Origin of the sequence: Parabacteroides sp. AM58-2XD (assembly GCF_003463685.1) — a bacterium.
Lineage (GTDB): Bacteria > Bacteroidota > Bacteroidia > Bacteroidales > Tannerellaceae > Parabacteroides > Parabacteroides segnis.
Genome location: NZ_QSDP01000004.1, coordinates 22131 through 34021, shown reverse-complemented (window position 1 = coordinate 34021; position 11891 = coordinate 22131). Strand labels below are relative to the sequence as shown.

At 46.7% G+C, this 11891-nt stretch carries 13 protein-coding genes, 3 tRNA genes and 1 pseudogene; 9 read left to right on the top strand and 8 right to left on the bottom strand.

Annotated features, from left to right (window positions below):
* Positions 1 to 439: 439 nt before the first annotated feature.
* From DXA15_RS27495 to DXA15_RS01805, 3 genes are read right to left on the bottom strand one after another with little or no spacing between them, the layout of a single operon-like run.
* Complete coding sequence (locus DXA15_RS27495) at positions 440 to 1315, bottom strand: DUF3987 domain-containing protein (RefSeq protein WP_255419909.1); 876 nt, start codon at positions 1313 to 1315, stop codon at positions 440 to 442.
* Positions 1243 to 2802 carry a BT4734/BF3469 family protein gene (locus DXA15_RS27490; RefSeq protein WP_255419908.1) on the bottom strand — a complete coding sequence of 520 codons (1560 nt, stop codon included), beginning with the start codon at positions 2800 to 2802 and terminating at the stop codon, positions 1243 to 1245. Before DXA15_RS27490 ends, DXA15_RS27495 begins: the two co-directional genes overlap by 73 nt.
* A 25-nt stretch (positions 2803 to 2827) precedes the next feature.
* A complete protein-coding gene (locus tag DXA15_RS01805; RefSeq protein ID WP_128132921.1) occupies positions 2828 to 3064 on the bottom strand; it encodes a DUF4248 domain-containing protein in 237 nt (78 codons plus the stop codon).
* Between the two features lie 212 nt (positions 3065 to 3276).
* Between DXA15_RS01805 and DXA15_RS01800 the strand changes: the two genes are divergently transcribed.
* The 9 genes from DXA15_RS01800 (at position 3277) to DXA15_RS01760 (ending at position 7966) form a co-directional block, all read left to right on the top strand.
* Positions 3277 to 3717: an HU family DNA-binding protein gene (locus tag DXA15_RS01800; protein WP_128132920.1), complete on the top strand. Its 441-nt coding sequence runs from the start codon at positions 3277 to 3279 to the stop codon at positions 3715 to 3717.
* Positions 3718 to 3754: 37 nt separating this feature from the next.
* Positions 3755 to 4222 carry a glucosaminidase domain-containing protein gene (locus DXA15_RS01795; protein WP_128132963.1) on the top strand — a complete coding sequence of 156 codons (468 nt, stop codon included), beginning with the start codon at positions 3755 to 3757 and terminating at the stop codon, positions 4220 to 4222.
* Positions 4223 to 4742: 520 nt separating this feature from the next.
* Positions 4743 to 5381: an orotate phosphoribosyltransferase gene (gene pyrE / locus DXA15_RS01790; protein ID WP_007654984.1), complete on the top strand. Its 639-nt coding sequence runs from the start codon at positions 4743 to 4745 to the stop codon at positions 5379 to 5381.
* 16 nt (positions 5382 to 5397) lie between these two features.
* Complete coding sequence (locus DXA15_RS01785) at positions 5398 to 5808, top strand: SRPBCC family protein (protein ID WP_128132919.1); 411 nt, start codon at positions 5398 to 5400, stop codon at positions 5806 to 5808.
* 11 nt (positions 5809 to 5819) lie between these two features.
* Positions 5820 to 7157 (top strand): argininosuccinate lyase, encoded by a 1338-nt coding sequence (gene argH / locus DXA15_RS01780; RefSeq protein WP_007654988.1) that lies wholly within the window; start codon positions 5820 to 5822, stop codon positions 7155 to 7157.
* Positions 7158 to 7161: 4 nt separating this feature from the next.
* Positions 7162 to 7614, top strand: a complete 453-nt coding sequence (locus DXA15_RS01775) for a Rieske 2Fe-2S domain-containing protein (RefSeq protein WP_128132918.1) — start codon at positions 7162 to 7164, stop codon at positions 7612 to 7614.
* A gap of 87 nt (positions 7615 to 7701) precedes the next feature.
* Positions 7702 to 7774, top strand: a tRNA-Gly gene (locus DXA15_RS01770).
* A gap of 19 nt (positions 7775 to 7793) precedes the next feature.
* A tRNA-Leu gene (locus tag DXA15_RS01765) sits at positions 7794 to 7878 on the top strand.
* Between the two features lie 15 nt (positions 7879 to 7893).
* Positions 7894 to 7966 (top strand) — tRNA-Gly (locus DXA15_RS01760).
* 98 nt (positions 7967 to 8064) lie between these two features.
* On the opposite strand, the gene DXA15_RS01755 is transcribed toward DXA15_RS01760, so the two are convergent.
* The 5 genes and pseudogenes from DXA15_RS01755 to DXA15_RS01735 all read right to left on the bottom strand — a co-directional run bounded on the left by DXA15_RS01755 (position 8065) and on the right by DXA15_RS01735 (position 11769).
* Positions 8065 to 8403: a type II toxin-antitoxin system HicB family antitoxin gene (locus DXA15_RS01755; protein ID WP_128132917.1), complete on the bottom strand. Its 339-nt coding sequence runs from the start codon at positions 8401 to 8403 to the stop codon at positions 8065 to 8067.
* Between the two features lie 11 nt (positions 8404 to 8414).
* Positions 8415 to 8672 (bottom strand): type II toxin-antitoxin system HicA family toxin, encoded by a 258-nt coding sequence (locus DXA15_RS01750; protein WP_128132916.1) that lies wholly within the window; start codon positions 8670 to 8672, stop codon positions 8415 to 8417.
* Positions 8673 to 9008: 336 nt separating this feature from the next.
* Complete coding sequence (gene gltA, locus DXA15_RS01745; protein WP_128132915.1) at positions 9009 to 10481, bottom strand: NADPH-dependent glutamate synthase; 1473 nt, start codon at positions 10479 to 10481, stop codon at positions 9009 to 9011.
* A 12-nt stretch (positions 10482 to 10493) separates the two neighbouring features.
* Positions 10494 to 11290, bottom strand: a pseudogene (locus DXA15_RS01740) (sulfide/dihydroorotate dehydrogenase-like FAD/NAD-binding protein).
* Between the two features lie 95 nt (positions 11291 to 11385).
* Complete coding sequence (locus DXA15_RS01735) at positions 11386 to 11769, bottom strand: co-chaperone GroES family protein (protein ID WP_007654999.1); 384 nt, start codon at positions 11767 to 11769, stop codon at positions 11386 to 11388.
* Positions 11770 to 11891: the final 122 nt, after the last annotated feature.

Sequence of the window (11891 nt, the reverse complement as noted above, 5' to 3'; positions counted from 1 at the left end):
ATTGTTAAATGACGAGTTTAAACGTTCCTTTTTTCTCGTCATTTTTGGGTGTATGATTTGAGTTCATACCGGAAAGGTCGAATTTTGTACTAACTTTGTTATTCTGTTGATAAGAAAGGATATAGAGAAAGAAAAAAATATAGAGAAAAAGAGTGGTGGTTAAAAAGATTGTTGTAATTTTGTGACTAGAAAAAAGGAACGTTTTTTTTAGTCACACGTTTTTCCCACTCTAATGATTAATATTCAACCGATATAAACACTTTCGGAATCCGGTAAAACAGACGTTTTTCCCTAATACCTTTCCAACGGATGCCTACCCGTCAGAACTCCGATGCCTACTCGTTTTCGGAGCGATAACTACCCGTTCAGAAAAAGGCCGTTTTTAGACCGATGAAATACCGATGAGTCTCAAAAGTCTCACGAGTCTCACCCCCCTTTTTCATTTCTTGACATTTTTGCCTTTTTCCGTCTTTCGATAGCAACCGGTTGATACTAAAAGAACTAGGCCATATTCCTGTGCCTTTTTCAACATACGGAACACACTCGCACGGCTAATTCCGCGGACACGAGCCTCTTCGAGTATATCCGACGTTTTAAACTCATCCGGCATGGCCTCGAAAAGGTCGACTTGCGCATCCGGCAACTTGTAATGCTGCTCCGTGTCGCTATGCTTCAACGAAGTGCTCACCAGCAACGAATGACGAAGGCAGCATTTCCCGATATGGAAAGCGATCTCGAAATCGTCGTCCGCTATCTCGATTTTACCGTCCATATTCCGCGATTCACCTTTACGGATCCCCGTCAACGTCATTGCCATACGGAAAACGACCAGGCGATGGCGCAACACGACAGAGGCTATGTCGTTGTTGCCAAATACACGTACATTATTATATTCACGTTCGAAGAAGCGGTCAAGTCTTTTACGCTGCTTGTCGGAAAAAGAGACAAAAGTCGGTGAACTCTCCAAATGCACCGCCATGTCAAGCACCCGTTGCCCCAGTCTTTCAAAATAACGCAAGCTGCAAAGCGTATCGTCGGCCGACGTAAGCGGTTGATATTCGGCACGGCCGGTAATGCGGTAAATCAACATGCGACTATATAGCCCGCTCTCGGTCGAAGGGATCAGCTTTGTCAACATGCCGGGAGTACCTGTTGCCAGAAAACCCAGTTCGGGAAATTCGATATAAGAAGTCCCGTTGGTCTTCGACGAACAGCTGATCCGTTCATGCTGGAAAGCTTGGTTCAAGACATAACTATACCCTCCGAACTCTTGCGCAATGGTATTATTGACCGACTCGAGTTCCGTCTCATACAAAAACGAAGCATAAGGCTGTTCACATCCAACTGTTCGATCATACGCGCCGTCGTCGTGTAGCCACTCATGTGCAGGTGCTTCTGACGGACCAGTTCCGGCTCTTCGGGAGGAGGCCCAGCCGGCTTCTTACCTTTCGCGGCACGTACCTGCGCCTTGTAGTTGTCTGATGCCTCTCTTTTCTCCTCGTATTCCTTCACTTGTGCTTTCGAAACGTCGTACACATAGTTTTGCCAGGGATCGGCCAGCTTACGGACCACATTGATGCTCCCTTTGCCACTTCCGGAAGGGCCGACGATCAAGGTATAGAAAGGAGGTTTATACAGTTGATTCTTCAACATGCCGCTAACACCGGGCATGATGGTGCTCAGTACGGTCAGCGAAGAGAGGAGCAACAGGTCGTATTCGCGGTCGTTGGTTGCCACCTTCAGAATCTCAGCGATCAGTCCGGGGCAACGCTCCAAAATCGCTCTGTCGAAGTGGGGCAAATCGACCTCGTCAGGATCAATATCAAAGCCTAGAGGCGAATCACCCTCTATTGGTAGATTTTCAGAAATGGGGGTGAGACTTGTGAGACTCGTGAGACTCTTCTTGCCGGTGGAAGCTGTCGGCGGGCACCAGGGATTGCTGCCGTGCGACGAACGATAACGGCGGTACACGTCGGCGACGATACCACGGATTTCCTTCTCCCCGAACCCCGGTTCTACATAACGGCGCAGGCATTCGGCCATCACTTCGTTTTCATCGAACCCCGCACTGTTCAAGGCCGAAGCCAGCTTCAAAACGAAGCTATGACGCCCGCCATCGGCAAAAGGATTGTTTACTTCAAATTTATCGATGTAGTTGGACAGCGAATTGTCCGGATAGGACGACGGACGGACAGCCGGAGCCTTTTTCGCCACCAGCACCGTTTCCTGCGGGACATGTACCACTTCGGCCACCTCTTTATAAAAAGCATCCGGATCATAGCTGGCAAAGCAACCGCGGTTGGCATCCTTGCCGGAGATATCCACCGTTACACCAGGGAGGTCTTTCTCGATCATCGCCCGTACCTGTTCGAATGCTTGCAGATGATGTTCCTGATCGCTGTCCACCAGCACGAAGAGTTTGTTTCCCGTATGGGAAGGACTGATATGCCCGGCTTTCACATAACCGAGTTGCACAGCCTGGCCGAGAATTTGCTCAGGTGGCAACAGCACATCATCAAGATCGATACAGATGCAACCGGAGTAACGAACCATATGTTCGAGTTTACGGCCTCCGGCCATCGCTCCGCCGGGTACCAGCAGAGGGAGTCTCTTCTTGCCGGCTTCGGCTTTTTCATTTTCACTGGCAGCTAAATAGGCTTGCACTTTTTCTACCGCTTTTTTGTGTTTTCCGCTTCTGACGTCAGCAATGTAGCGTTCGAGGGTGGTTAACATCAACGTTTGCGTGTCGAATGCCGAAAAATACAACGTACATTCAACAGTTTGTCGTTTTTCTAAATCCATGGATTTATAATTAAATTAAACATTTTCAGAGTTCGCCCAGGTGTTCTACCAGGACGACGACCTGTTTTGGTGTGTATAGCTTCTGAAATTTTACCCATCCGGCGGCTTCCAGCTTGGCTTTCAGGCCGCGGGAGGTGCGTATCCATTCCCACATACGTTTATAGGCAACGACCGGCGTGTGACCGGGAAAATACAGTTGGGCGAATTCCGTTACGCCATAGGCTCTCCTCCAGGGAGAAACTTCTATTTTTTTGTCTTCCATAATTATTTATAAATTATAATATTAACACACCACAACATAAGCATTATATCAATACGTTGTTCCGCAAAAGACGAATATTTATCAAATAAAAAATACATACTGAACATTACGCACCATCCCGCAGCCTCCCATGAAGGAGAAAGCCTGTATTATCTTTGCAATGTAGTTCAGAAACAAGTTCTTATTACACTAACCCTTAAACATTTAACAGCATGTCAGTAAAGTACAAACTGGTCTTGAAAAAAGACCTTACCCAAGGAGCGACGGCAGATGCGAAACGTTATTACGCATCTGCTCCGGTGAGCGGAATGATGGATTTCGACTCCATCTGTGAATTGATAGCCGACCGTTCCACAGCGAGCGACGGCGACGTGGCACTGGTTGTTCTCGGCCTGATTCGTGCGATGGAAGAAGCTTTACTCCGCAACGAAGTAGTTCAACTTGGAAGACTAGGTAATTTCCGGTTGTCGATCGGTAGTTCCGGAACAGTCGAAGAAAAAGATTTTCAAGCCAACATGATCCGTAAACCGAAAATCATCTTCACCCCCGGCGATAAGCTGCGCGCCATGATCGAAAAAGTAAGCCTCGAACGCATCGGCAAGGAGCCGGAAGCGCCGGAAGAAGGCGGAAGCGACCGCCCGGAAATTGAGTAATCTTCAATTTTTAATTTTCAATCTTCAATTAAAAAGTATGACAGCACAACAAATCAGCTTCGTCAAGAACTCCCTGCAGGCCGCCGTGTCCGCGGGAGCCTCTTTCAACATGAATCCCACCGTGATACTGGCACAGGCTGCCTTCGAAAGCGGATGGGGAATGAGCAAACTGGCAACGGGCAGTAACAATTATTTCGGTCTGACGGCCTACGGTTGCAGCAACCAGTACTGGCACGGTGGTAAAACGACAGTGAACACCGGCAGCTACTCCCTGGATTTCCGCCGGTACGACACCCGCGAAAATTCCTTTCTCGACTTCGCCCGCCTGATCCGCAACAACTACCGTACCGCCTGGCAGGCCAGCAACAATCCGGAAGCCTATGCCCGCGAGATAGCCTACAGCCCGTATATCAGCGAACTAAACGGCGACGACCGCGAAACCTACCGTCGAAGTCTGGTCCAGATGGAGAAGACGGTACGGGCGATTGTTGAGATTATTATTTAGAAAAAGGTGAACTATCCCGTTCCCGTGCTTGACACGGGATCGCAAAGGCACAGACCGTTTCCTATAATATCTTTTGATACCTCCAGTTCTCTTGCGGCCCCGTGTCAAGCACGGGGACAGGATAGTTCACTTTTGATAAAATTCAAACCATATTTAATCCTAAAACGACCATGTCCAAATTCAAACGAATCATCGAATTCATTCTTGCTTTGCTTAATTTTTTGTTTCATTTTAAACCGTCAACAGATGATAAAACGGCTATCGTTACTGAAATTTATCCCAGCCCTGCTGCTCCGCCTGGCACGGAAAGGGATCACCCTGTATTTGAAACTATCCCTTAGGATACGGCTAGGGTTTCCGTAGGGATAAGGCTGCCGGTCAACGCCTCCCGAAGGCTGGCCGGTGGCCTTTTATTTTCAATAACATCTTTTTAACCCCTCATTTTTTTCAGGTTCTACAAGGTTATCTCATTCTGTTTACCTACTTTTGCAGACTGATATAAATATATATGTAGGATTGTATGAAAACACTGGAAAGATTAGTTGCAGAAAAATTATTAAAGATTAAAGCCGTTAAATTACAACCGGCAAATCCGTTCACTTGGGCTTCAGGCTGGAGATCACCCATTTATAATGATAACAGAAAGACGCTTTCTTATCCGGCTGTTCGTAGTTTCATCAAATTGGAACTGGCACGCGTAATCAGCGAAAAATATGAAAACGCAGATGCTATCGCAGGCGTAGCCACAGGGGCTATTGCACAGGGCGCATTAGTAGCCGATTTGCTTGGACTTCCATTTGTTTATATTCGTGCTACCCCAAAAGATCACGGACTGGAAAACCTGATCGAAGGTGAACTGAAACCGGGTTCGAAAGTTGTCATCATCGAAGACTTGGTATCGACCGGAGGAAGCAGTCTGAAAGCCGTACAAGCAGTACGTAATTTCGGTTGCGATGTGGTCGGTATGGTTGCTATCTTTACATATGGATTCCCTGTTGCTGTAGAAGCATTCAAGGATGCAAAAGTACAGTTGACAACCTTGAGCAATTACGATGCAGTCCTGGAAGAAGCCGTACGCACGGATTATATCGACGAATCCGAAATTTCAATCCTCCAAGAATGGCGCAAGGATCCCTCTAACTGGAATCCCGGTGTTTAATCTTAAATGACCCGGAATGACAGAATTTGTAAGTGAGATCAAAACGATCCCCTATAACGAGGATCGTGTCTATGCAATGCTGTCCGACCTTTCCAATCTGGAACGGGTGAAGGACCGCATTCCACAAGATAAAATCAAAGACTTCGAGTTCGACAGCGACTCTTGCAGTTTCGCTGTCGATCCCGTAGGTAAAATAACTTTTCAGATCGTAGAACGCGAACCGAACAAAACGATCAAATTTACTACAACCAATTCGCCCGTGCCACTCTTCTTGTGGATTCAACTGAAACAAGTGCAAGAGGCCGATACGCGATTGAAAATGACGATCCGCGCCGATCTGAACCCGTTCATCAAACCGATGGTATCAAAACCGTTGCAGGACGCTCTCGACAAAATATCAACAGTGATTGCCTCCCTGCCCTATTAATTCTCCGCATTATGGCTCAGAAACTTTGGGAAAAAAATGTACAGGTAGACAAGGAAGTCGAAACATTTACCGTAGGTAAGGACCGCGAGATGGACCTTTACCTGGCTAAATACGACGTTCTTGGCTCGATGGCTCATATAACGATGCTGGAAAGCATCGGGTTGCTCGCAAAAGAAGAACTGACGGTTCTGCTGGCGGAGCTGAAAAACATCTATGCCGTGGCCGACCGCGGCGAGTTCGTGATCGAAGAGGGCGTGGAAGACGTCCATTCGCAGGTGGAACTGATGCTGACACGCCGCCTGGGCGATATCGGCAAGAAGATACATAGCGGACGTTCGCGTAACGACCAGGTGCTGCTGGATTTGAAACTGTACACGCGTGCACAAATCCGGGAGTTGGTAGAACTAACGAACGGCTTGTTCGAGGTGCTGATCAGCCAGAGTAACCGTTACAAAGAAGTACTGATGCCGGGGTATACGCATTTACAGATTGCGATGCCTTCATCGTTCGGCCTGTGGTTCGGGGCGTATGCCGAGAGCCTGGCGGATGATTTGCAGATGATGCAGGCAGCTTATAAGGTATGCAACCGCAACCCGCTAGGTTCGGCAGCCGGATATGGCTCGTCTTTCCCGCTGAACCGCCAGATGACAACCGACCTGCTGGGTTTCGACTCGATGGACTATAATGTTGTCTATGCACAGATGGGACGCGGCAAGATGGAACGTACGGTAGCTTTCGCTATGGCGGGCATTGCCGCAACGCTTTCAAAGCTGGCCTTCGATGCTTGCATGTTCAATAGCCAGAACTTTGGATTCATCAAATTGCCGGATCAGTTTACGACAGGTTCGAGCATCATGCCACATAAGAAGAATCCGGACGTGTTCGAACTGACGCGCGCAAAATGTAACAAGATACAGGGCCTGCCGCAGCAGATTACATTAATATGCAACAACCTGCCGTCGGGTTATTTCCGCGACTTGCAAATTATCAAAGAGGTGTTCCTGCCTGCTTTCGACGAACTGAAGGATTGTATCCGCATGGTAACGCACATGATGCGCGAAGTGAAGGTGAACGACCATATTCTGGAAGATGACAAATATGCCTTATTGTTCAGCGTAGAAGAGGTGAACCGCCTCGTATTGGAGGGTGTACCTTTCCGCGACGCTTACAAACAGGTCGGTCTGAATATAGAAGCGGGCAAATTCACTCCGAATAAAGCGGTCAGCCATACGCACGAAGGTAGTATCGGTAATCTATGCAATGATAGTATTTCTGCTCTGATGCAAAATATTATTGACGGTTTCTCGTTTAGTAAAGTAAACGAAGCAGAAAAGGAACTGTTAGCATAAACATATGAAAAGAATATTTTTTTGTTTGGTAGTACTGTTGGCGATGTCGTGCAATAAGGTAAACGTCTCGAACATTCCTTATGCACGGGTATATCTGGAACTGGATTTGACCTACAAAGACAAGGACCTGGTAGGTGCTCTTAATTTTAAAGAAATAACATCTACCAGCGGTCAGAACTACGGTACGCAGCTCGGATATTCGGGAGTACTGGTGGTTAGCGGATTCGATTCCAGCGGCAACACCAAGTATTATGCCTATGACCTCTGCTGTCCTCACGAAGCAAATAAAAATACAACGGTCAAAGCTGACAATACCGGCTGGGCAGAATGCCCCAAGTGCGGAACCAAATACGAAATAGCGTATGGTACTGGAACTCCGTCAGATGGCCCGTCAGAATTTGCATTAACGAGATTCGATGTCACTCAGCAGGGGAACAAATTATTAATCCGGTATTAAAAAAATCATCCTCTAAAGAGATTTTTTTAGTCAAATGTTTGCAAATACAAAAATTTCGTCTACCTTGCACACGCAAACGAAAACAATGCGGAAGTAGCTCAGTTGGTAGAGCATAACCTTGCCAAGGTTAGGGTCGCGGGTTCGAGTCCCGTCTTCCGCTCATCTCTAAGAGAAGGGATGCTCGAATGGTGGAATCGGTAGACACGAAGGACTTAAAATCCTTTGGCCATTGCGGCTGTGCGGGTTCAAGTCCCGCTTCGAGTACAGTTTGATTTAATTGCGGAAGTAGCTCAGTTGGTAGAGCATAACCTTGCCAAGGTTAGGGTCGCGGGTTCGAGTCCCGTCTTCCGCTCGCTTCCAAAAGGCCTCGGTATTGCTTGTAATATCGGGGCTTTTTATTTTGCAAAAAGAGATAACAAAAAAGCCCCGCTCTAAAAGCGAGGCCGTGTGTCAGAACGAAGATGCTACTTGTTTTTCCAATGCTTCTTTTATAAATGCATTTATAGAAATCCCTGCTTGTTTAGCCAGCATGGCTATTTTATTATGAATTTCGGGCGAAATACGCACATTCAAAGAACCTGAATAGCTTTTATGAGGCTCAATGCCTTCTTCTTCGCAATATACCAGATAATCATCCACAGCCTCTTGAAAGGCCTTTCGTAATTCACTCACGCTTTCTCCCTCGAAATTCACAAGTGCATTAATGCCTTCTACCTTTCCAAAGAAGACATTATCTTTCTCGCTGAAATTAACAGAGCCGATATAATCTTTATAAGTTAATGTATTCATCGTAGCCTCCTTCATTTAATAAATCCTGCATCAATCAAATCATTTAATACCTGCTTCATAGCATATGCCTTAATAATATTGCCCGGATACGGCTTATGCAGCATGATCGGACGTTTATCCTTATTCTTATAAACCACCCTCGAACCAGACGTTTTGCCTTTATTCGATTTTTCATAGCCAAAACATTTTAAAAACTTTTCTAATTCATCAAATGTGAAATCTGACGGTAAAGCCTTAAAACGTTCTATAAGTTTTTCTTTAGTCCCCATTTGGTTAATCTTTTTGCAAATGTAACTATTAATTAGTTGCAAACAATATCATATTTACAATTTAACAAAAAGGGCCATAGCATTTCTACCACAGCCCTCCCTTCATAGACACACCAATATTTATAACTATCGTATAAATATCTTCTTTACCTCTCTATATGTCTTTTCTGAATAATCCATTAGACGCAAATATAAGAATTAATTCAACATTCCAATAACATTTCGGATGTAAGCGCTTAAAATTCGGCTTATAACAGTTATTTTGACGTTTTTTTCACAAACAATAAAAAAGCCCGACCTGCAATCAGACCGGGCCTTATCTTTATCAGATACGGATTATTTTCCTTGTAAGCCGGCATCCATCGCGGCAGCAGCCTTACGACCGTCGCCCATGGCCAGGATTACGGTTGCACCACCACGAACGATATCGCCTCCGGCATATACATCCGGCAAAGCGGAACGCATGGTATCCTGGTCGACTACGATTGTTCCCCATTTGCTTACTTCCAGGCCGCTGAAGGCACGCGGGATAAGCGGGTTAGGAGAAACACCAACGCTGACGATTACTTCGTCCACATCAATGGTATCGATGGCTCCTTCGATAGCCACCGGACGACGACGTCCGGAAGCATCCGGTTCGCCCAGCTCCATCTTCTGCAAACGCATCTGTTTGACACGTCCCCTTTCATCACCGATATATTCGATAGGATTATGCAGTGTCATAAATTCCACACCTTCTTCCTTGGCATGTTTTACTTCTTCCACACGGGCAGGCATTTCCTCTTCGCTACGACGGTAAACAATCATAGCACGTTCGGCTCCCAGGCGGCGGGCTGTACGTACAGAGTCCATCGCCGTGTTACCACCACCGATTACGGCCACTTTCTTGCCTTGCAATACAGGCGTATCGCTTTCCGGATTGGCGGCATCCATCAGGTTGACACGTGTCAGGTATTCGTTGGACGACATGACACCAATCAGGTTTTCGCCCGGTATATTCATAAAGTTAGGCAGACCGGCACCGCTGGCTGCAAAGAAGCCTTTGAAGCCTTCTTCATGCAGATCGTCATAACTGATAGTCTTTCCGACGATGCAGTTCGTGACGAACTTCACTCCCATCTTACGCAGGCCTTCGATTTCCACGTCTACAATCTTATTCGGCAAACGGAATTCGGGAATACCGTATTTCAATACGCCGCCAATCTCGTGCAGCGCCTCGAACACCGTCACGTCGTATCCGCGTTTTGCCATATCACCGGCAAAAGACAGTCCGGCAGGACCGGAACCGATTACGGCTACCTTGATACCGTTCTTTTCTGCTACCTCCGGTACGGAGATATTGCCGCTCTCCCGTTCGTAGTCGGCTGCGAAACGCTCCAGATAACCGATAGCAACAGGAGCCTTTTTCATCTTCAAGTGGATACATTTGCTTTCGCACTGCTTTTCCTGCGGACATACACGGCCGCAAACGGCAGGCAGGGCACTGGTTTCTTTCAGGACCCTAGCCGCTTCCAGAAATTCACCCCGTTCGATATTCTTGATGAATGTCGGGATATTGATACTTACCGGACAACCTTCCATACAGGTCGGATTCGGGCAGTCGAGGCAACGTTGTGCCTCCTGCATGGCCTGTTCCTTCGTCAATCCCAGGTTCACCTCTTCCAGGCGGGTATGACTACGGTATTCGGCATCCAGTTCATTCATTTCTACACGGGGAATATCCGTGCGTTCTTTATTTTTTTTGCTTTTGCGCAGTTTTTCTCTCCAGGGTTCGGAACGGCGGGCTGCAATTAATTCTGCTGTTGTCATTTGTTTCAGTGGTTATTTCTTTTCAATATCTTTATAAGCACCCAGACGCATAAGCATCTCATCGAAATCAACCTGGTGGGCATCGAACTCCGGTCCGTCCACACAGACAAACTTGGTCTTTCCGCCTACCGTGATACGGCAAGCACCACACATGCCGGTTCCGTCTACCATGATCGTGTTCAACGAAGCGACAGTAGGTATCTCATATTTCTTTGTAAGGGCTGAAACGAATTTCATCATGATGGCCGGGCCGATGGTTACACAAAGGTCTACCTTCTCACGGTTGATGACACTTTCTACGCCGTTTGTTACCAGTCCCTGGGTACCGTATGAGCCGTCGTCGGTCATAACGATCACTTCGTCTGAGTTTGCACTCATCTGTCTTCCAGAATCACCAGGTCTTTCGTACGGGCCGCCAGAACAACGATCACCCGGTTGCCTGCCTTATGAAAAGCCTCAACGATAGGCAGCAGCGGGGCTACACCTACACCACCTCCGGCGCAAACTACGGTACCTACCTTTTCGATATGGGTAGCCTGTCCCAGCGGACCTACCAGGTCGGTAATATAATCGCCTACGTTCAAATCGCAGATCTTCTTGGATGAACCGCCTACAGCCTGAATCACAAGTGTGATGGTTCCTTTCTGAGTATCTGCACCTGCAATGGTTAAAGGGATACGTTCACCTTTCTCTCCCACCTTCACGATCACAAAGTGACCGGCTTTGCGTGAGCGGGCAATCAGAGGAGCCTCCACTTCCAGCTTCACGACATTGGCAGAGAAATGTTCTTTACTTACAATTTTATTCATTCTAATCGCTACTGTTGATAGTTTATTTTGTTGATTTGCTTGCAAAAATATATCAAAAAAGTGAATCTATTAGTATTTTGCCAAAGAAAAAGGCTTTATTCGAACAATCCTTCGTCGCGAAGCAGCATTAAAATCGCCGAATGGGGCACGATCAGGAACTTTTCGTCGTTAAACTTAATCTCGTAGGCGGCATTCTGCAGATAAACAGCCAGATCGCCTTCGTGCGCCTGCAAAGGCAGATAATGGACGGCTTCGTCTTCCTTCTTCTCCCATACTTCATGCTCTTCCTTCTGCGAAGGTAGCGGAAAACCGGGACCTACCTTGATGATATAACCGCTTTGTATCTTCTCCTGCTGTACGGTGGGCGGCAGGTAAAGGCCTGATTTAGTCTGACTCTGCGGATTCTTCGGCTTGATAAGCACCTTGTCGCCTATCATGATGAATTTGTCTATGTCTTTTTGGTCGATTGATAATTGCATAATTACTGAATAAATAGAATTAATAAATGAGAACAAATCTACAAAATATCTTTATATACGAGACGAATAAGTATAAAAAACGGCCATAGGCATTGCCTGACTCTTCTTTATTCTTATATTAC